The sequence below is a fragment of the Micromonospora sp. WMMC415 genome (assembly GCF_009707425.1).
GTDB lineage: Bacteria > Actinomycetota > Actinomycetes > Mycobacteriales > Micromonosporaceae > Micromonospora.
Map to the genome: position 1 here is coordinate 2,433,671 of NZ_CP046104.1, position 19,268 is coordinate 2,452,938.

Here is a 19,268-nt window from a genome sequence, read left to right on the forward strand (position 1 = left end):
CGGACGGTAGAGGAGGGGTCCCCTGTTGACCCGTCGGCGGCCGGCGCAGACGCGGAACCGCCCGCCGGGAGGTGTCCCGACGGGCGGTTCGTGGTTGCTGCGGGAGGGGCTCAGCCCTCGAAGACGCCGGCCTCGACGAGGCGCTTCTCGGTGGCGTCCCAGCCGTCGCCCGGGTGGGCGGCGTTGAGCGCGGACAGCTCGGCCCGGATCTTGGCGGCGTGACCGGCCGCGGCCAGCACCCGGATCTCCTCGACGAAGGCCTCGGAGTCGGTGCGCAGGTGCGCGGTCTTGCCGTTGGTCAGGTTCCGCACGTAGGCGTGCTTGCCGCCGTTCAGCGGGATCACGTACTTGAACTCGCCCAGCACGCTGAGGGCGCCACCCTGGCCAGCCTGGCCGGCCCGGACTGACGCGCGCGCGGTCTTAGAGGTGTTGCTCGCCACGGAGGTACTCCTTGCAAGACGTACGGGAGGACGCGGTAGACGTCCGGGGGCTGGGTGCGGGCTTCACCCGGTGGGTGGTCCCGCGGAAGACGTTCGCGGCACAGGCCGCCGATGGAACTGTACACGACCACGATCCCTGGCTGGTCACCGCGTCGTGGTGGTCAACCACGGTCACCCGACCGGCTATTCCACCGGCGAATTTTCCGATTCTCTGGCGCACCATCCGTCACAGCAGTCATCATGTGTTCCAGAAGCCACCCGGCTGGCCGAGGTCGTAGGGGAAGACGCACCTCGCTCTCCGGGAGGTCACCGTGCCAACGCGTGGCGTCGTATACGTCCACTCGACCCCGCTCGCCGTGTGCTCACACGTCGAGTGGGCGATCGCGCGCGTCCTTGCCGCGCCGGTCAGCCTCGAGTGGACCGCTCAGCCCGTCGACCCCGGCGCCCGCCGGGCGGAGTGCGGGTGGACCGGTCGTCCGGGGACGGGCGCCGAGCTGGCTGCTGCCCTCCGGCAGTGGCCGATGATCCGTTTCGAGGTCACCGAGGAGCCGAGTCCCGGCGCCGACGGGGAGCGCTTCATGTACGTGCCGGGCCGGGGCCTGTTCCGCGCCACCGTCGGCGCGGCCGGCGACATCCAGCTCGGCGAGGACCGGCTGCGCAGCATCATGGCGGGCGCACGGGCACCGGAGGCCCTCGCGCACGCCCTCGACAAGGCGCTCGGCACCGCCTGGGACGCCGAGCTCGAACCGTACCGCTACGCCGGTGACGGCGCGCCGGTGACCCTGCTCACCCGCGTGGGCTGAGCCCCCGCGCGGGCCCCGCGAGGCGGCCGCCGCACGAGGGCGGTGGCCGGTCGGCCCGCGTAGGGTTCGGGTTGCCCCGATTAGCGTCGAACTGGTGGGATGACTCGCGTGTCGACAACTCTGCGGCGTGGCGGCGTCGCGCTCGCCGTACTGACCGCACTGCTCGTCTCCGGCTGCGCCGACCCGCGGGAGACCGCCGCCCCGGCACCGGCGGCGAGCGTGCCGTCGGCGGCACCCACCACGCCGGTGCCGGTCCCCGCCGGGGACCCGGCCGCCCACGCCGCCGCCCTCGTCACCCGCCTCGCCGACGAGGACCTCGTCGGCCAGGTGCTGATGCCGTACGCCTACGGCGACGCCGCGGACCGCGTCTCGCCCGCGTCGGCCGCCGGCAACCGCTCCCTCGCCGGCGTCGACACCCCCGCCCAGATGATCGGGAAGTACCGCCTCGGCGGGCTGATCCTGGTCGGCTTCAGCGCCGACGACCCCACCAAGGGCAACCAGGAGACCACCAACGTCGACAACCCGAAGCAGGTCCGCGCGCTGACCAGCGGGCTGCGCGAGGCCGCGGCCGACCTGCCGGCCGGAGCGGCACCGTTCCTCATCGGCACCGACCAGGAGCACGGGGTGGTCACCCGGATCACCGACGGCGTCACGCTGCTGCCCAGCGCGCTCGCCGCCGGTGCGGCCGGGAAGCCGGAGCTGACCGAGGCCGCCTGGCGGGCCGCCGGCACCGAACTCGCGGCGATGGGCGTCAACGTCGACTTCGCCCCGGTCGCCGACGTGCTCGTCACCCGCAGCACGGTCATCGGCTCCCGCTCGTACGGCGCGGACCCGAAGGCGGCGGGGGCACAGGTCGGCGGCGCCGTCCGGGGCCTCCAGGCCGCGGGGGTCGCGGCCACCCTCAAGCACTTCCCGGGCCACGGCCACAGCGCCACCGACTCCCACACCGACCTGCCGGTGCTCGACCAGCCACGCGCGGCGCTGGAGGCCGGCGCCTGGGTGCCGTTCCGGGCCGGTGTCGACGCGGGCGCCCTCGCGGTGATGTCCGGCCACCTGGACGTGCGGGCCGTCGACCCGGGCACCCCGGCGACCTTCTCGCACAAGCTCCTCACCGGCGTGCTCCGGGACCAGCTCGGCTTCAAGGGCGTGGTGATCACCGACGGGATGAACATGGCGCCGGCGAAGCGCTGGTCGCCCGGGGAGGCCGCGGTGCGCGCCCTGAAGGCGGGCAACGACCTCATCCTCATGCCGCCGCACGTCGGGCAGGCGTACGACGGGCTGCTCGCCGCCCTGCGGGACGGCTCGCTGCCCCGCGCCCGCCTGGTGGAGGCGGCGACCCGGGTGCTCACCATGAAGTTCGCCCTCGCCGGCCGGGCCACCCCCGACCTGTCCACGCTCGCCGCGCCGGCGCACCGCGACGCGGCCGGAGAGCTGGCCGCCGCCGCGGTGACCGTGCTGCGCGGGCCGTGCGGCGCGCCGGTGCGCGGGCCGGTGACGGTGACCACCTCCGGCGGCCGGGCGCACACGCGGGCCGCGTTGACCGAGGCGCTGACGTCGGCCGGGGTGCGCGTGGTCCCGAAGGGCGGCACCGTCGTCCACCTCGTCGGGTACGGCGACGGCGCCGACGACCTGCGTGCCGACGCCGCGGTGACGGTCGCCATGGACACCCCGTACGTGCTGGCCAAGGCCACCTCACCGACGCTGCTGGCCACGTACTCGTCGAGTCGGGCGTCGATGACCGCCCTCGCCCGGGTGCTGGCCGGAAAGGCGCCGCCGGCCGGTCGTTCCCCGGTGCCGGTGCCCGGCCTGCCCGCCACCACCTGCGCCGGTTGACCGCCGACGCTCACGCGCCGACGCGTAGCCCCTGGACCGCCAACCGGTACGCCGGCAGCACGTCGGTCCGCTCCGCGATCAGGCTCTCGTTCGTGGTGAACAGCAGGGTCCGCCCGTCCGCCTGGACGGCCACCGCCCAGCCGCGGTTCTCCTCGCCCAGCAGCTCGCTGCGGCTCAGCCAGGTCGCCTCGACAGCGGCGAGACCGCCGGCGGTGACGTCGCGGAACCGTGGCTCGACGGCCGTCTCGACCGCGGAGTCGGCGAGGTAGGCGTCCAGCGCGGCGCGGGGCGCGACGCCGGCCCGGTCGGCGGTCCACACTCGCAGGAAGCCCCCGCCCCGGCGGCGGCCGTCCACCTCGCACCGGAGGGTGGCGCCGCCGCGCCGGCCGAGCGCCGCCATCAGCTCCGCGCCCAGTTCGGCCTCCGGGCCGCCGGACGGGGCGGTCGCGGGCGGCTCGATGGTCTTGGGCCGCCAGCCCGTGGCGAGTGGGAACGTGACCGGCAGCGGGCAGGGCGTACCGGCGGGACCGACCTCGCCGTCCCGCTCGGCCGTGGTGACCTCGTCGTACCAGGGCTCGCCGGTCGCCGACGGGGCCGGCGAACCGGCGGCGGCCGGGTCGTCGTCGCCGCCACAGCCGGCCGGCAGGGTGAGGGTCAGCGCGGCCAGCAGGGCCGCGGTGGTACGACGTGGCACGACGATCTCCCCGTTTCCGATCTTCAGCCGGTACAGCAAACCGGGCGGGGTGCGGGCCGTCAAGGCCAACGGAAGGGCCCCCGGGTACCACCCCGAGGGCCCTGTCGCGCGGCTCCCGCTACAGGGGGATGTTGCCGTGGGCGCCCCGGGCGGCCGGGGCGGCGGCGAGCGCCTCGGCGATGCGGCGCCGGGTCTCGGCCGGCTTGATGACGTCGTCGACCACGCCGATCTCCAGCGCCCGGTTCACGCCGCCGGCGACGCGGATCTGCTCCTCGATCAGCTGCGCGCGCAGCGTCTCGCGCTCCTCGACGGGAGCGGCGGCCAGCTTCTTGCGGTGCAGGATGTTCACCGCGGCGCTGGCGCCCATCACCGCGACCTCCGCGTTCGGCCAGGCGAAGACCGCGGTGGCGCCCAGGGACCGGGAGTTCATGGCGATGTACGCGCCGCCGTACGCCTTGCGGGTCACCAGCGTCACGCGCGGCACCACGGCCTCGGCGAAGGCGTGCAGCAGCTTCGCGCCGCGCCGCACCACGCCGTCCCACTCCTGGCCCAGGCCGGGCAGGTAGCCGGGTACGTCGACCAGCACGATCAGCGGCACGCCGAGCGAGTCGCACATCCGCACGAACCGGGCCGCCTTCTCGGCGCTGGACGCGTCGAGGCAGCCGCCCAGGCGCAGCGGATTGTTGGCGATCACGCCCACCGTCCGGCCGGCGAACCGGCCCAGCGTGGTGACGATGTTCGGCGCCCACTTGGCGTGCAGTTCCACGCCCGGGGCGTCGAGCAGCGCCTTCACGACGGGCTTGACGTCGTACGCGCGGTTGGCCTCGGCCGGCATCTTGGCGGCCAGGTCGTGGCCGTCCCCGCCGGACGCGGGCACGTCGTCCGGAGAGAGCCGGCCCTGGCGGCCCAGCAGCGCGGCGAGCTTGCGCGACTCGGCCAGCGCCTCCTCGTCGTCCCGGCACGTCACGTGCACCACGCCGGAGCGCCGGCCGTGCGGCTCGGGGCCGCCGAGGCGCTCCATGTCGACCTGCTCGCCGGTGACGCTGCGGACCACCTCCGGGCCGGTGACGAAGATCCGCCCGGTGCCGCTCATCACCACGATGTCGGTCAACGCCGGCCCGTACGCCGCGCCACCGGCGGCGGGACCGAGCACCACGGAGATCTGCGGCACCCGGCCGGAGGCCCGGACCATGGCGGCGAAGACCTGGCCGACCGCGTCGAGCGCGACCGCGCCCTCGGCCAGCCGGGCGCCGCCCGAGTGCCAGAGCCCCAGCACGGGCACCCGTTCCCGGACGGCGGTGTCGATGGCGTCGACGATGTGCCGGCACCCGTCGGTGCCCATCGCGCCACCCATCTTCGTGGCGTCCGTCGCGTACGCGACGGCCGGTGCGCCCTCGATCTCACCCCGCGCCCAGAGCACCCCGGAGGTGTCCCGGGGTGCCAGCAGGCGCAGCGTGCCCGCGTCGAACAGGGCCCGGAGCCGCAGCTCCGGATCCCGGTGGTCCACGGTGGACGTCTCCGTGCCGGCAACGGTGGTGGTCACGTGAGCCTCCAAGGCTGTGGTCTCAGGCCCGCGTGAAGACGAGAGCCACGTTGTGCCCGCCGAAGCCGAAGGAGTTGTTCAGTGCGGCGGGGATCTCCATGTGGCGCGCCTTGTTGGCGACCACGTCCAGGTCGAGACCGTCGTCCGGGTCGTCCAGGTTGATCGTCGGCGGTACGACGCCGTCGCGGATCGCCAGGATCGTGGCGATCGACTCCAGCGCACCGGCCGCGCCGAGCAGGTGCCCGGACATCGACTTCGTCGCGGTCAGCACCGGGTGGTCACCCAGCGCCTGGTGCAGGGCCTTGATCTCGGCGAGGTCGCCGACCGGGGTCGAGGTGGCGTGGGCGTTGACGTGCACGATGTCGGCCTTGGCGACGTCCGCGTCGGCGATCGCCTTCGCGATGGCCCGGATCGCGCCGGCCCCCTCCGGGTGCGGCTGGACGATGTCGTAGCCGTCGGAGGTGATCCCGGCGCCGGCGAGCCGCGCGTACACCCGGGCGCCCCGGGCGGCGGCGTGCTCGGCGCGTTCCAGCACGAGGACGCCGGCGCCCTCGCCGAGCACGAAGCCGTCGCGGCCCTTGTCCCACGGGCGGGAGGCCCGCTCCGGCTCGTCGTTCCGGGTCGACATCGCCCGCATCGAGGAGAAGCCGGCGATCGGCAGCGAGTGGATGACCGCCTCGGTGCCGCCGGCCACCACCACGTCGGCGCGACCGGCGCGGATCATGTCCATGCCGAGGGCGATCGCCTCCGCGCCGGTGGCGCAGGCGCTGGCGACGGAGTGCACGCCCGCGCGGGCGCCCAGCTCCAGGCCGACCCACGCGGCCGGGCCGTTCGGCATCAGCATCGGGATGGTGTGCGGGGAGACCCGCCGCGGGCCGGACGCCTCGAGGACGTCGTCCTGGGCGAGCAGGGTCAGCGCCCCGCCGATGCCCGAGCCGACACTCACGCCGAGCCGCTCCGGGTCGAGCCCGGAGTCGGCCAGGCCGGCGTCCGCCCAGGCCTGCTGCGCGGCGATGATCGCGATCGCCTCGGAGCGGTCCAGCCGGCGCAGCTTCACGCGGTCCAGCAGGCCGGCCGGATCGACCGCGAGCTGGGCGGCGATCCGGACCGGCAGCTGCGCGGCCCACTCCTGGGTGAGCGCACTCACCCCGGAGCGGCCGTTGAGCATGGCGTCCCAGGTCGACGCGACGTCCCCGCCCAGCGGGGTGGTCGCGCCGAGCCCGGTGACGACGACGTCGGTGTGTGCCATGGTCAGGACTGCGCCTCGATGTAGCTGACGGCGTCCCCGACGGTCTTCAGGTTCTGCACCTCGTTGTCCGGGATCTTGACGCCGAACTTCTCCTCGGCGGCCACCACGACCTCCACCATCGACAGCGAGTCGACGTCCAGGTCGTCGGTGAAGGACTTCCCCTCGGCCACGTCGTCCGGGTTCACCCCGGCAACCTCTTCGAGGATCTCGGCGAGGCCGGCGGTGATCTCGTCACGGGTCATTGCGGTTGGTTCCTCTCATCGGGGGTTGTTCTCCGCCGTGGTGGCGAAGGCGGCGCGGCGGGACCGCGCCGGGTCTTCAGGGGCAGCGGACGACCTGACCGGCGTAGGTCAGGCCGCCACCGAAACCGAACAGCAGCACCGGGGCGCCGGAGGGCACCTCCCGCCGCTCGACCAGCTTCGACAGGGCCAGCGGGACGCTCGCGGCCGAGGTGTTGCCCGACTCGACGATGTCCTTGGCGATGATCGCGTCGGGGATGCCGAGGCGCTTGGCGATGCCGTCGATGATCCGGGCGTTGGCCTGGTGCGGCACGAACGCGGCCAGCTCCGACGGGTCGACCCCGGCCCGCTCGCAGGCCTGGAGCGCCAGCGGCGCCAGCGCGGTGGTGGCCCAGCGGAAGACCGCCTGCCCCTCCTGCTGGATGTACGGGCGCCAGCCCTCGATGCGGACCGCGTCGCCCCGCTCCGGCACCGAGCCCCAGACCACCGGGCCGACACCGGCCGGCTCGTCCGCACCGGCGGCGGTGACCACCGCGGCACCCGCGCCGTCGCCGAAGATGATGCAGGTCGAGCGGTCCGTCCAGTCGGTGAAGTCGGACAGCTTCTCCGCGCCGATGACGATCGCGTTGCGCGAGGCGCCGGCCCGGATGGCGTGGTCGACGGTGCCCAGGGCGTACGCGAAGCCCGAGCAGGCGGTGTTGATGTCGTACGCGCCCGGTGCGGTGATGCCGAGCTTGGCGGCGACCCGGCAGGCGACGTTCGGGCTGCGGTCGACCGAGGTGCAGGTGGCCACCACGACGAGGTCGATGTCGGCGGCGGTCAGGCCCGAGCCGGCCAGCGCCTTGCCCGCCGCGGCGGCGGCCATGTCGGCCACCGTCTCGCCGTCGGCGATCCGCCGGGTCACGATGCCCACCCGGTCGCGGATCCACTCGTCGTTGGTCTCCACCAGCTGGGCGATCTCGTCGTTGGTCACCACCCGCGACGGCTGGTAGTGGCCGAGCGCGACGATCCGGCTGCCCGTCATCGAAGCTGTCCTTCCCTGCGTGGCCGCGTCGCGCGCGGTGTCGGGCTCATGCGTGGCCGCCGATGCGAGCGAGCGGCTGCCCCGGCGCGACCGGGTCGTCGTGGTGGGCCAGCCACTCGGTGAGCAGGCCGTTGTCGTGCGCGGTCACCTCGACCGCGCCCTGGCGGGTGGCGACGTGGCCGATGACCTGGCCGCTGCGCAGGCCGGCGCCCTCGGCCAGGTCCGCCGCGGGGGTGAACGTGCCGGCCGCGGGGGAGACCACCACCCGGAACTGGATCACCGGCTCGTGGCCGCCGATACCGCTGTGCCGGGCGATCAGGTCCCGCGCGGCGGGCAGGTCGTCGGGGGTGTTCAGGGTGACGATCTCCGGCGCGGCGGCGCCCTTCAGCTCACGCTTGACCAGGCCGGCGAGGGTGCCGGCCGGCGGCAGCTCGATCACCCCGGTGACACCGAGGTCGGCCAGCGTCCGCATGCACAGGTCCCAACGGACCGGGGCGGTGACCTGACGGACCAGCCGCTGCACCATCTCCCGGCCGTGGTTCACGGCCGAGCCGTCCAGGTTGGACAGCAGGATGCGGGCCGGGTCGGTGGGCGTGATACCGGCCGCCACCGTCGCCAGCGCCGCCTCCGCCGGGGCCATGTACGGCGTGTGGAAGGCGCCGGCAACCTGGAGCCGGATGATCCGGGTGCGCGCCGGCGGTTCGGCGGCCAGCTTGTCCAGACCGTCCAGCGCGCCGGCGGCGACGACCTGGCCGGCGCCGTTGCGGTTGGCCGGGTGCAGCCCGTGCGCGGCGAGCGCGGCGAGCACCTCGTCCGGGTCGCCGCCCAGCACGGCGGCCATTCCGGTCGGCTCCAGCGCGCAGGCGGCGGCCATCTCGCGGCCCCGGACGCCGGCCAGGGTGATCGCGGCCTCCGGCGGAAGCACCCCGGCCAGCGCCGCCGCGCCGAGTTCGCCGACGCTGTGGCCGGCGGTGAGCGCGACGTCGTACATCGGCAGGTGCTCGGCGGCGAGCAGCGCCGCCGCGACCAGCAGCGGCTGGGTGCGGGCGGTGTCCTTGATCTCGTCGGCGTCGGCGGCCGTGCCGAGGTGGACCAGGTCGACCCCGGCGAGCGCCGACCACCAGCGGAGCCGCGCCTCGGCGCCGGGCAAATCGAGCCAGGGGGTCAGGAAGCCGGGTTTCTGCGAACCCTGGCCGGGGGAGAGTACGGCGAGCACGTCTAAGACTCTCCCGGATACGCGCGGGTAGCGCTGTGCCGCCCCCGACCAAACCGCACTAGGACCTTTGGAGGGATCCTACAAAGATCGGCCGAGATCATCACCCGTCTGTGATGTTTTCCTCACGCCTGGGGCCATTGTCTGAGTCGGGACCACCGTGACCACCGGGTCGAGACGGCCGACGGTGAGCGCCACCTGGAGCGCGTACGCGTCCCGCGCCGAGAGCGGCGAGAACCCGGTGACCTCGGCGATCCGGCGCAGCCGGTAGCGCACCGTGTTCGGGTGTACGAACAGCGCCCGGGCGGCGCTCTCCAGCGTCCCCCCGGCGGCGAAGAAGGCGTCCAGCGTCTCCAGCAGCTCGCCGCCCGCGCGGGCCAGCGTCGCGTACACGTCGTGCCGCAGCCGCCGGCGGGCCTCCGCGTCCCCGGCGAGCGCCCGCTCGGGCAGCAGGTCGGCGGCCGGCACCGGCCGGGGCGCCGCCGGCCAGGCCGGCGCGGCCCGGAACCCGGCGAGGGCGGCGCGGGCCGACTCGGTGGCCTCGTCCAGACTCGGCACGGCCGGACCGACGACGACCGGCCCCTCCCCGAACGCCTCGAGCAGCTCGCCGGTCGCGGCGACCGGGTCGGCCGCCCCACCGAGCACGATGACCAGCCGGTCCCCGTGCACACCGCCGATCACCTCGGCGCCGATTCGCCGGGCCTGCCGGTAGACCGTGTGCAGCACCGCGGAGACCTCGCCGCCCGGGGAGCGGCCCACGGCCACCGCCACCGGCGGGGCGTCCGTCCAGCCGAGGGCGGCGGCCCGGCTGGCCAGCACGTCCGGCGAGTCCCCGCGCAGCAGCGCGTCCACCAGCAGCGCCTGGAGCCGGGCGTCCCACGAGCCACGGGACTCGGCGGCGCGCGCGTACACCCGCGCGGCGGCGAAGGCGATCTCCCGGGAGAAGCGGAGCACCGCGTCGCGCAGCTGCGGCTCCTCGCCCGGGGCGGCCAGGTGCGGGACCTGCTCCTCCACCACGTCGATGGTCACCTTGATCAGGGCCACGGTCTGCTGGAGGCTGATCGAGCGGGCCAGGGCCTGCGGCGCCGTCGCGAAGACCTCGTCGGAGACCTCCTGCGTGCTGTCGGCGGTGCCGCCGCCGGAGCGCAGCCACTGCACCAGCGAGCGCGCGCCGGCCTGGGCCACCAGCATGACCCACGAGCGCTGGTCGGCCGGGAGCGCGCGGAACCACGGCAGGGTCTCGTCCATCCGCGCCACGCTGGCGGTGGCCAACGCCCCGGCCGCCCGCTCGATGCGGCGCAGGGTGGCCGTCAGCTCGGTGTCCGGCTCGCTCACGGCCCCAGCCTGACACGCCGTGACCTGGGCCGCCGTGCCGGGGCAGCTCGCCGGCTCCCGCACCCCGGGCCGGCCCGGCGGCGCCTTGATCGACGTGATGCCGCCGGCATGGCGGTCTCCGCGTCGGCGGGACCCCGCCATGCCGCCGGCAACGAGTGGATCAGGCTCCGGTGGGAGCCGTGCCGCCCTGCTCCGGCGGCGGGCCGGCCGGCGGGGGTACCGGCAGGCCCAGCTCCTGGGCCAGGATGGCGGCCTGCACCCGGCTGCGCAGGTCGAGCTTGGCGAGGATCCGGCTGACATGGGTCTTGGTGGTGCTCTCCGCCATCGCCAGCCGGTCGGCGACCTGCTGGTTGGAAAGGCCGAGCCCGAGGCAGGCGAGCACGTCGCGTTCCCGGGGCGTCAACGCGGTCACCGCCGCCCGGGTGGCGGCGGAGGTGGCCGGTGCGGTCGCCGCGAACGCGGTGATCAGCCGCCGGGTCACCGCCGGGGCGATGAACCCCTCGCCGCGGGCGACCGTCCGCACGGCGGTGACGAGGCCGTCGGCGTCGGTGTCCTTGAGGAGGAACCCGGCGGCCCCGGCCCGCAACGCCCCGAAGACGTACTCGTCGAGGTCGAACGTGGTGAGCACCAGCACGTCGGCGAGCCGGTCCGCGACGATCTCCCGGGTCGCCGAGATGCCGTCCAGCCGGGGCATCCGGACGTCGAGCACGGCGACGTCCGGCCGCAGCTCCCGGCACAGCCGTACCGCCTCGACGCCGTCGTGCGCCTCGCCCACCACCTCCACGCCCGGCGCGCCGGCCAGGATGAGGACCAGGCCGGCCCGGACGGCGGGCTGGTCGTCGGCGAGCAGCACCCGGACCGGGTCCGTCACGTCGTCCTCCCGTCCCCGGCGAGCACGCCGGTGGGCACCTCGGCCCGGACGGACCACCGCCCGTTTCGGGGCCCGGCGGTGAACCGGCCGTCCAGCAGCGCCACCCGTTCCCGCATCCCGACCAGGCCGGCGCCCGCGCCGGTCACCGCCGCGTCGCCGCCGTGCAGCGGGTTCACCACCCGCACCACGACCGCGGCCGGCTCGTACGCGACCTCCAGGTCGGCCTCGCCCGCGCCGTGCTTGAGCGCGTTGGTCAGCGACTCCTGCACGACGCGGTACGCGGCGAGGTCCACCCCGACCGGCAGCGGGCGGGGCTCGCCGCGCCACCGGACGCGTACCGCCAGTCCGGCGGCGCGGACCCGCTCCACGACGGCCGCCACCTCGCTCAACCGGGCGGGCGTCGCCTCCGCCGTGGCGTGCTCGCCCGGCTCACCGTCGGCCGGCCCGCGCAGCAGTCCGATCATCTGCCGCATCTCGGCGAGGCCCTGCACGCTGTTCTCCCGGATCACCCGCAGGGCCGACTCCACCTGCGACCGGTCCAGCCCGGGCACGGACAGCACGGCCGTGGCGTGGATCGCCACCGCGCTCAGCTGGTTGGCGACGACGTCGTGCAGCTCCCGCGCCATCCGGGCCCGCTCGGCGCTCACCGCCTGCCGCCGGTCCAGCTCGACCAGCCGAGCGGTCTGCTCGGCGCGAACCCGCTCGGCGGCGGCCTGGTCGCGGTACTGCCGGACGCTCAGCCCGGTGATCACTGGCAGCACCCCGGCGAGCACCACCGGAGCCGCGACGCCGACCCCCTGCCAGCGGCCCAGCACCAGGACACCGGCGACGGCCGCGAGCACACTCAGCGCCACGGTGACCCGCAGGAGCCGCCGCCAGGTCCGGGCCGAGCCGTACACGCAGGCGTCGTAGAGCACCTGCGTGTAGACCAGGACGGTCGCCAGTGAGCCGCCCAGCGCCAGGTCGGCCAGCACCGCTACCGTGCCCAGCGCGAGGCTTGCCCGGGTGGCGGCCCGGCGCAGCCCGACCGCCACGCACACCGCCACCAGCGGCACGAGGAACAGCGGTTCCGGCGCACCCGTCCCGCCGGGCAGCTGCGGCTGGGTGCCCAGCCCGTACAGGATCAGGCCGCCCGCGAGCGACGCGCCCGCCAGCGTGAGGTCCCGGCCGAGGGTGTCGGGCCCGAGCCACGGTGGCGGTCGCATGGCCTCGATCCCACCACAGCGGCGTCCGTTCCGGCCGTCCGCCGGGTGGATCTCCACCGCCGCCCGCGCCGCTGAACTGGGTACGTGCTGCACAGCTCGTCAGGCCCGGCCAGTACGGTGACAGGGCACGCCGGGCTGTCACCGGCGCGCGACGGCGAGCGTGAGGAGACCGGGATGGCGCACGGGGAGGCCGACCACGGCTGCGCCCAGGGCGAGCCCTGCCGGCCGGGCCACCACGAGCAGCCGGCGGCCAAACACCACCGGCGGATCGCCGGCGGTCTGCCGGCGCACCCGGGGGAGACCCCCGCCGGGCGGCTGACCGAGCGCGCCGAGGACGAGGTCGCGGTGCCGCGGCAGCGGTCGGCGGAGCCGGCGCCGCCGGTCGACGACGCGCCCGCCGGCTGCCGCAGTGCCCTGCCGGGTTGGGCGGGCGCGCACCGGCACGGCCCGGTCCGGCCCCGGCAGCGGGCCACCCGCCGGGAGCGACCGCCACGCCGTTGGTGCTGACCGCACGGGCGCCGTCCGGCCGCTAGCTGGTCGTGGTGAAGGCCATCGCGATCGACGAGTACGGCCCGCCGACCTGCTCACCATGCGGGAGCTGCCCGATCCGCCGGTCGTTCCGGACGTCGTCCTCGTGCGGGTGCGGGCCGCCGGAGTGAACCCCGTCGACTGGAAGGTCCGCGAGGGCTATCTGGCGGGAGCCTTCCCCAGCCACTTCCCGTTGGTGCCGGGCTGGGACGCGGCCGGGGTGGTGGCGGCGGTGGGTCCGGCGGTGACCGGCTTCGCGGTGGGCGACGAGGTGGTGGACGCGGGTCGGCTGACCGTCCACGTGGCCCGGACGTTCCCCCTCGACCAGGCCGCGGACGCGCACCGCCTGGTCGAGACGGGCCACGTCCGCGGCAAGGTCGTCGTGGAGATGTGAGGCCCGGCGGCGGGCGTCAGCGGGTCCGGCGGCGGATCAGCAGCGCGATCCCCGCCAGACCGGTCGTGATCGTGAGCACGACCGCCACATTGAGCAGCAGCAGCCGCCGCAGCTCGCCCAGCGCCTCGTCGATGTCCTGGGCGGGGTTGATGGCGTCCTCCGGGATGACCCGCTCACCGCCGCCGACGCCACCGCTCACCGTGTCGAACTGGCGCTCCAGCGGCACCCCGACGTTCCGCAGGGTCTCCGACATGGTGAGCCGGCCGAGGAACCAGCCGGCGGTGGTACGCCGCGAGTCCGGCTGCTTGGCGGGCCGGTAGACGCGCGGGCCCCCGGCCGCCTTCGGGTACAGGTCGTACGTCTGCTTGGGCGTCTCGCCGGACAGCACCACGATCGTGTACTTCGGACCGAGGTCGCCCTTGCGCGGGCCGGTGGTCTGGCCGGTGCGGCCGAGGAAGTTGACCTGGTCGATGACGGCCACCACCTCGGCCGGGTGGCGGTTGGCGCGGAGCCGCAGCGGCTCGGCGAGGCCCGTACCGGTGATGTCCACGCCCGCGGGTGGCGGCTTCGGGGCCGCCTTCGCCGGGTCGACCAGGCCGAGTGTCAGCACCCCCGTCGCGAGGGCCCCAACGACCAAGGCGACAAGTCGCCGTACCCTTCGGACCATCGCCGCCTCCTCGCCCCGTTCGATGGATGGCTTCGCTGCAGGTCACGCGTTGCTAAGTCGGCGGTGGTGACCGGACGCGCAGGTCGGACTCCCACCCTAAGACTCCGCCGGACGGCGATTGGTTGCAGCTTGTGGAACTGTTATTGGAACTATCTGCGATCCCCGACCGACTAACTCGACAGCGGTCGTTGATCAACGGGCGGATCGTACCTTTCGGGAGGGGTGTATGGGGGGCAGGGTCGCACGTGCGGCGGGTGCCTGGCCAGTGGTGCTCGGCGTGGCGCTCGGTGTGTCGCTGCTGGTGCCGCCGGCGCCGGCCGCCGCGCACAACCAGTTGACCGGCAGCGACCCGCGTGACGGCGCGCGCATCGCCACCGCGCCCGCCCGGATCGAGTTGCGCTTCCTGGCGAAGCTCGACCCCGCCACGACGAAGGTCACCGTCACCGGGCCGGACAATGTGGCGGCGGCCGGCGGCGCGCCGACGTTCTCCGGCACCCGCGTGAGCGTGCCGTTCCGGCCCGGCCGCGCCGGGCTCTACATCGTCGGCTACCGGGTCCAGTCCAGCGACGGGCACCCCGTCTCGGGCGAGGTCCGGTTCACCCTGACCACCGGCACTCCCGCCGACCCGTCGGTCTCCGCCACCCCGTCGGCGCCGACGGGTTCACCGTCGGCCACGCCCGCCGAGCCGAGCCCGGGCGGGACCGCCTCCGCCGGGACCGCCTCCGCCGGGGCGGCCGAGCCGACGGCGGGCCAGGACGGCGACGACGGCTCCCCGTGGCTCTGGGCCGGCCTCGGCGCCCTCGCGCTGGCGGGCGCCGGAGCGGCCACGTTCGCCCTTCGCCGCCGCCGATCCACCCCCTGACGCCCGTCCTTGCCCGGTCACCCGGGCCCCGGCGAGCGTGCACCTGCAGCCGGCGCGAGTCCCGGCAGCAGGTGCACGCTCGGAGCGCGGAGGGGGCCGGGCGGGGTCAGAACAGGCGGAGGCGGGCGGCGCGGAGGCGGGCGAGCGTGCGGTCGCGGCCCAGCACCTCGAGGGACTCGAAGAGCGGGAGGCCGACCGTGCGGCCGGTGACCGCGACCCGGACCGGCGCCTGGGCCTTGCCCAGCTTGAGGCCCCGCTCCGCGCCGACCGCCTCCAGCGCCGCCTTGATCGACTCGGCGTCCCAGGACTCCAGCGCGTCGAAGGCGGCGACCGCCGCGTCGAGCAGCTCCGCCGCGCCCTCCTTCATCGCCTTCGTCCAGGCCGCCTCGTCGATCAGGGGCGAGTCGAGGAACAGGAAGTCGACGTTCGGCACGATCTCGCTGAGCACCGCGATCCGGGTCTGCGCCAGCGGCGCCACCGCCGCGAACGCGTCGGCGTCGAACTCCTCCGGCTGCCACGGCGGCGGCGCGATGGTGTCGGTGCCGGTCAGCCACGGCTGGCACGCCGCGACGAACTCCGCGATCGGGAGCGCCCGGATGTACTCGCCGTTGAACGCGCGCAGCTTCTTCTCGTCGAAGAACGCGGGGGACGGGTTGACCTCCTCCAGCCGGAACTCGTCCTCGATCACCGACCAGGGCACGATCTCGCGGTCGCCCGACGGCGCCCAGCCGAGCAGCATCAGGTAGTTGCGCATCGCGTCGGCCAGGTAGCCCTCGTCGCGGTACGCCTCGAGGGCGACCTTGTCGCGCCGCTTGGAGAGCTTCTGCCGCTTCTCGTTGACCACCACCGGGACGTGTGCCCAGACCGGGGGCTTGACGCCCAGCGCGTCCCAGAGCAGCTGCTGCTTGGGGGTGTTGGGCAGGTGCTCCTCGGCCCGGATCACGTGGGTGATGCCCATGGTCATGTCGTCGACCACGTTGGCCAGCAGGAAGACCGGGGACCCGTCACCGCGGGCGATGACGAAGTCCTCGATGTGCCTGTTCTCGAAGGTGGGCTCGCCGCGGATCAGGTCGACCACGACCGTCGCACCCTCGTCCGGCGTACGGAAGCGCAGTGCGCGTCCCTCGGCGGGCTCCAGGCCCCGGTCCCGACAGAAACCGTCGTAGCCGGAGTGCTGGGAGCCGGTCCGCGCCTGCACGGCCTCGCGGGTGCAGTCGCAGTAGTACGCGCGGCCGCCCTCGTACAGCCGGGCGGCGGCGGCGCGGTGCTCGCCCGCGTACGACGACTGGAAGTACGGGCCCTCGTAGCTGCCCCGGGAGATGCCGATCCAGTCCAGCGCCGAGAGGATGCCCTCGGTCCACTCCGGCTTGTTGCGCGCCGCGTCGGTGTCCTCGACGCGGAGCACGAACACCCCGCCCTGCTGCTTGGCGAAGATCCAGTTCTGCAGGGCCGAGCGGGCGCCGCCGACGTGGAACATTCCGGTCGGGGAGGGGGCGAAGCGTACACGTACCGTCACGTCCCCCAGCCTACGGGCGTCCGCGACCAGGTTTGGAAGGGCCCCTTGTTATCGCCTGGTGTTGTAAAAGGGTCCCTTCCTTGCACTCCGGGCGGTCACCGAACGGAGCGGATCTTCAGTACCAGGACGCTGCCCAGCACGGTGACCGCCGCGGTGGCGGCGTACAGGGTGGGGTAGCCGCCCAGGTACACCACGATCGGCGCGGAGATCGCCGGGCCGAGCACCTGTGGCGCGGAGTTGGCGATGTTGATCACCCCGAGGTCCTTGGCCCGGTCGGCCGCGTGGGGCAGCACCTGCGTGATGAGTGCCGCGTCCACCGAGAGGTAGACCCCGTACCCGCCGCCGAGCAGCAGGGCGGCGGCCACCGCCACCGGCCAGGCCGGCGCCACGGCGAGCAGCAGCGCGGCGACCGCCATGATGCCGCCGGCCGCCATCACGAAGACCTTGCGGCGCCCGGAGCGGTCGGACAGCCGCCCCGCCACCACCGCCGTGGACGCCAGCCCCACCGTGTAGAGCAGGATCAGCACCAGCAGGCCGCCCTCCGGGTCGGCCAGGCGCACCTCGTCGGTGAGGAAGTACAGCAGGTAGAGGGTGCCGAGGGCGTTGCCGAGCTGGACGAGGAAGCGGGTGATCCACGCCCACCCGAAGTCGGGGTGGCGCCGGGGGGACACCCAGATGGACGCGAGCAGCCGGCGCAGCGGCGGCCGGTGCGCGGCCGGCAGCGGGTCGTCGACGGTGAGCAGGGCGAACGGCAGGGCGAGCACCAGCACGGCGACCGCGACGGCGGCGTACCCGGCCACGTTGCCGGTGACCACGGCGGTCACCAGCACCACACCGAGCACCAGGCCGAGCGCCTGCGGGATGCCGACCCAGCCGGAGACGCCGCCGCGCTGCGCCACCGGCACCCGGTCGGGCACGGCGGCGGTGAGGCTGGCCAGCATCGCGTTGAAGCAGACCTGCGCGGCGACCCAGCCGAGCGTCACCCCGAGGACGGTGCGCTGCTGCGCCAGCAGCACCAGGGCGAGCGCGCCGAGCACCGCGCCGCCGGCGGTCCAGGCGTGCCGGCGGCCGAAGGCCCGCCCGCCCAGGCGCGGGGCCGTACGGTCGGAGAGCGCACCGGCGAGCGGGTTGGCGAGCACCGCGGCCAGCGCGCCGACGCCGGTGACCACGGCCAGCATGGTCTCCTTGTCGGCCGGCGCGATCCGTTCCACCTGCTGCGGGAGCAGCACCTGGATCGGGGTGAAGAACGCCATCCAGACGCCGAGGTTCGCCGCGGCGAGCAGCGCGATCCAGCCCCGCCGGACCGGGACGGTCGGCTCGGCGAGCGCCGCCGGCAGCGCGGCCGGCGTCGGGTTCACGGTGGTCACGTCGCCGGACCTCCGCCGGCGGCCGCGATCACGTCCCGGAACCAGGCGTACGACGACTTGGGCGTCCTGGTCGCGGTGGTGTAGTCGACGTGGACGAGGCCGAAGCGCTTGGTGAAGCCCTCGGCCCACTCCCAGTTGTCGAGGAGTGACCAGACGAAGTACCCGGTCACGTCCACGCCGTCGTCGATCGCCGCCCGGACGGCCCGCAGGTGCCCGTCGAGGTACGCGATCCGCTCCGGGTCGTGCACCCGCCCGTCGGCGTCCGGCGCGTCGTCGTACGCGCAGCCGCTCTCGGTGATCTGGATCGGCGGCAGGTCGTCGCCGTACGTGCGGCGCAGCCAGTTGAGCAGTTCGCGCAGCCCGTCGGGGACGACCGGCCAGTCGAAGGCGGTACGCGGGTAGCCGTCGAGCGGCACGATCTCGAAGGGCAGGGGCGATCCCTCCTCCGGGGCGCGGATCCCGGTGGGGTTGTAGTAGTTCACGCCGAGCACGTCGATCGGCGCGGCGATGACCGCCAGGTCGCCGTCCCGCACCACGCCGGGCTCGAAGCCGGGTCCGTCCGGGTAGCCCCGGCCGAGCAGCGGGTCGGTGAAGAGCCGGTTGTGCAGCGCCTCGTACGCCGCCCCGGCGGCGGCGTCGGCCCCGGTGTCGCCGAGGACCCGCACCGGCGAGTAGTTGTTGGCGATGGCGACCGGGCCGGCGGTGCGGGTGCGCAGCGCGGCGACGGCGAGGCCGTGCGCGAGCAACTGGTGGTGGGCCACCGGGAAGGCGTCGAACAGCAGCATCCGGCCCGGCGCGTGCACGCCCATGCCGTGGCCGAGGCTCATGTGGATGAACGGCTCGTTGAGGGTGATCCACAGCTTCACCCGGTCACCGAGCCGGGCGGCGGTGGCGTCGGCGTACTCGGCGAACCGGTACGCGGTGTCCCGGTCGAGCCACCCGCCGGCGTCTTCGAGGGGCTGCGGCAGGTCCCAGTGGAACAGGGTGGCGACCGGGTCGACGCCGTGCGCCAGCAGGTCGTCGACGAGCCGGTCGTAGAAGTCCAGGCCGGCCGCGTTGACCGGGCCGTCGCCGGCCGGTCGGACGCGGGGCCAGGCGATCGAGAAGCGGTACGCCCCGACACCCAGCCGGGCCAGCAGCGCGACGTCCTCGGCGTACCGGTGGTAGTGGTCGCAGGCCACGTCGCCGGTGCTGCCGTCGGCGATCCGGCCGGGGGAGCGGGCGAAGGTGTCCCAGATGGACGGTCCGCGGCCGCCCTCGGCGACCGCGCCCTCGATCTGGTACGCGGACGTGGACACTCCGAAGCGGAACCCGGCGGGGAACCGTGGCGGCGGTGCGGTCGGCATGCGCCCTCCCGTTGTACGCGAAACGTGTTCGCGACTCTAGGGGGCGGCCGCGTGGAGCGCCATAGGTCGCGGAGCCCGCCGGCGCAATGGTTTTCGGCGTGTCTTTTCCGAACCCGTCCAAGTACGTCCGAATTTGCGC

At 74.8% G+C, this 19,268-nt stretch carries 18 protein-coding genes and 1 pseudogene; 5 read left to right on the plus strand and 14 right to left on the minus strand.

From position 1 onward, the window contains the following. Positions 1-110: 110 nt before the first annotated feature. Entirely contained in the window at positions 111-440 is a 330-nt protein-coding gene (locus GKC29_RS11825) for a hypothetical protein (protein ID WP_155330865.1), read from the minus strand. A 311-nt stretch (positions 441-751) separates the two neighbouring features. Here GKC29_RS11825 and GKC29_RS11830 point away from each other — a divergent pair, with 311 nt between their 5' ends. After that, positions 752-1,243: a DUF3145 domain-containing protein gene (locus GKC29_RS11830; RefSeq protein WP_155330866.1), complete on the plus strand. Its 492-nt coding sequence runs from the start codon at positions 752-754 to the stop codon at positions 1,241-1,243. Positions 1,244-1,342: 99 nt separating this feature from the next. Continuing rightward, entirely contained in the window at positions 1,343-3,076 is a 1,734-nt protein-coding gene (locus tag GKC29_RS11835) for a glycoside hydrolase family 3 protein (protein ID WP_155330867.1), read from the plus strand. Between the two features lie 10 nt (positions 3,077-3,086). On the opposite strand, the gene GKC29_RS11840 is transcribed toward GKC29_RS11835, so the two are convergent. The 9 genes and pseudogenes from GKC29_RS11840 to GKC29_RS11880 all read right to left on the minus strand — a co-directional run bounded on the left by GKC29_RS11840 (position 3,087) and on the right by GKC29_RS11880 (position 12,449). Next, positions 3,087-3,770: a lipoprotein gene (locus GKC29_RS11840; protein WP_155330868.1), complete on the minus strand. Its 684-nt coding sequence runs from the start codon at positions 3,768-3,770 to the stop codon at positions 3,087-3,089. Between the two features lie 118 nt (positions 3,771-3,888). Next, complete coding sequence (locus GKC29_RS11845) at positions 3,889-5,313, minus strand: acyl-CoA carboxylase subunit beta (protein ID WP_155330869.1); 1,425 nt, start codon at positions 5,311-5,313, stop codon at positions 3,889-3,891. Positions 5,314-5,335: 22 nt separating this feature from the next. Next, positions 5,336-6,562 (minus strand): beta-ketoacyl-ACP synthase II, encoded by a 1,227-nt coding sequence (gene fabF / locus GKC29_RS11850; protein WP_155330870.1) that lies wholly within the window; start codon positions 6,560-6,562, stop codon positions 5,336-5,338. 2 nt (positions 6,563-6,564) lie between these two features. Beyond that, entirely contained in the window at positions 6,565-6,804 is a 240-nt protein-coding gene (locus GKC29_RS11855) for an acyl carrier protein (RefSeq protein WP_007072348.1), read from the minus strand. 76 nt (positions 6,805-6,880) lie between these two features. Continuing rightward, a complete protein-coding gene (locus GKC29_RS11860; protein ID WP_155330871.1) occupies positions 6,881-7,825 on the minus strand; it encodes a beta-ketoacyl-ACP synthase III in 945 nt (314 codons plus the stop codon). Between the two features lie 46 nt (positions 7,826-7,871). Further along, entirely contained in the window at positions 7,872-9,041 is a 1,170-nt protein-coding gene (locus tag GKC29_RS11865; protein WP_155330872.1) for an acyltransferase domain-containing protein, read from the minus strand. A 78-nt stretch (positions 9,042-9,119) separates the two neighbouring features. Then, positions 9,120-10,418 (minus strand): annotated as a pseudogene (locus GKC29_RS11870) (PucR family transcriptional regulator); the annotation flags it as partial. A gap of 115 nt (positions 10,419-10,533) precedes the next feature. Continuing rightward, a complete protein-coding gene (locus GKC29_RS11875) occupies positions 10,534-11,244 on the minus strand; it encodes a response regulator transcription factor (protein ID WP_155330874.1) in 711 nt (236 codons plus the stop codon). After that, positions 11,241-12,449 carry a sensor histidine kinase gene (locus tag GKC29_RS11880; protein ID WP_155330875.1) on the minus strand — a complete coding sequence of 403 codons (1,209 nt, stop codon included), beginning with the start codon at positions 12,447-12,449 and terminating at the stop codon, positions 11,241-11,243. The genes GKC29_RS11875 and GKC29_RS11880 overlap by 4 nt, the downstream gene beginning before the upstream one ends. Positions 12,450-12,623: 174 nt before the next feature. Here GKC29_RS11880 and GKC29_RS11885 point away from each other — a divergent pair, with 174 nt between their 5' ends. Both GKC29_RS11885 and GKC29_RS11890 read left to right on the plus strand, forming a co-directional pair. Beyond that, complete coding sequence (locus GKC29_RS11885) at positions 12,624-12,956, plus strand: hypothetical protein (RefSeq protein ID WP_155330876.1); 333 nt, start codon at positions 12,624-12,626, stop codon at positions 12,954-12,956. An 82-nt stretch (positions 12,957-13,038) separates the two neighbouring features. Continuing rightward, on the plus strand, positions 13,039-13,371 hold the full coding sequence (locus GKC29_RS11890; RefSeq protein ID WP_155330877.1) for a zinc-binding dehydrogenase: 333 nt from the start codon (positions 13,039-13,041) through the stop codon (positions 13,369-13,371). A gap of 16 nt (positions 13,372-13,387) precedes the next feature. Here GKC29_RS11890 and GKC29_RS11895 read toward each other — a convergent pair whose 3' ends face one another. Continuing rightward, positions 13,388-14,038 carry a hypothetical protein gene (locus tag GKC29_RS11895; RefSeq protein ID WP_155330878.1) on the minus strand — a complete coding sequence of 217 codons (651 nt, stop codon included), beginning with the start codon at positions 14,036-14,038 and terminating at the stop codon, positions 13,388-13,390. A gap of 277 nt (positions 14,039-14,315) precedes the next feature. On the opposite strand from GKC29_RS11895, the gene GKC29_RS11900 reads away from it, so the two are divergent. Further along, positions 14,316-14,900 carry a copper resistance CopC family protein gene (locus GKC29_RS11900; protein WP_230689002.1) on the plus strand — a complete coding sequence of 195 codons (585 nt, stop codon included), beginning with the start codon at positions 14,316-14,318 and terminating at the stop codon, positions 14,898-14,900. Between the two features lie 106 nt (positions 14,901-15,006). On the opposite strand, the gene gltX is transcribed toward GKC29_RS11900, so the two are convergent. From gltX to GKC29_RS11915, 3 genes are all read right to left on the minus strand, one after another. Further along, positions 15,007-16,416 (minus strand): glutamate--tRNA ligase, encoded by a 1,410-nt coding sequence (gltX, locus tag GKC29_RS11905; RefSeq protein WP_155330880.1) that lies wholly within the window; start codon positions 16,414-16,416, stop codon positions 15,007-15,009. A gap of 95 nt (positions 16,417-16,511) precedes the next feature. Continuing rightward, positions 16,512-17,783: an MFS transporter gene (locus tag GKC29_RS11910; RefSeq protein ID WP_155330881.1), complete on the minus strand. Its 1,272-nt coding sequence runs from the start codon at positions 17,781-17,783 to the stop codon at positions 16,512-16,514. Beyond that, positions 17,780-19,129: a GH1 family beta-glucosidase gene (locus GKC29_RS11915; RefSeq protein ID WP_155330882.1), complete on the minus strand. Its 1,350-nt coding sequence runs from the start codon at positions 19,127-19,129 to the stop codon at positions 17,780-17,782. The genes GKC29_RS11910 and GKC29_RS11915 overlap by 4 nt, the downstream gene beginning before the upstream one ends. Positions 19,130-19,268 lie beyond the last annotated feature (139 nt).

Excerpts from the sequence above, each read along its gene's own strand:
- GKC29_RS11915 (WP_155330882.1), bottom strand. The coding sequence starts at position 19,129 with ATGCCGACCGCACCGCCGCCACGGTTCCCCGCCGGGTTCCGCTTCGGA.
- GKC29_RS11890 (WP_155330877.1), top strand. The coding sequence starts at position 13,039 with ATGCGGGAGCTGCCCGATCCGCCGGTCGTTCCGGACGTCGTCCTCGTG.
- GKC29_RS11860 (WP_155330871.1), bottom strand. The coding sequence starts at position 7,825 with ATGACGGGCAGCCGGATCGTCGCGCTCGGCCACTACCAGCCGTCGCGG.
- GKC29_RS11835 (WP_155330867.1), top strand. The coding sequence starts at position 1,343 with ATGACTCGCGTGTCGACAACTCTGCGGCGTGGCGGCGTCGCGCTCGCC.
- GKC29_RS11880 (WP_155330875.1), bottom strand. The coding sequence starts at position 12,449 with ATGCGACCGCCACCGTGGCTCGGGCCCGACACCCTCGGCCGGGACCTC.
- GKC29_RS11855 (WP_007072348.1), bottom strand. The coding sequence starts at position 6,804 with ATGACCCGTGACGAGATCACCGCCGGCCTCGCCGAGATCCTCGAAGAG.
- fabF (WP_155330870.1), bottom strand. The coding sequence starts at position 6,562 with ATGGCACACACCGACGTCGTCGTCACCGGGCTCGGCGCGACCACCCCG.
- GKC29_RS11895 (WP_155330878.1), bottom strand. The coding sequence starts at position 14,038 with ATGGTCCGAAGGGTACGGCGACTTGTCGCCTTGGTCGTTGGGGCCCTC.
- GKC29_RS11885 (WP_155330876.1), top strand. The coding sequence starts at position 12,624 with ATGGCGCACGGGGAGGCCGACCACGGCTGCGCCCAGGGCGAGCCCTGC.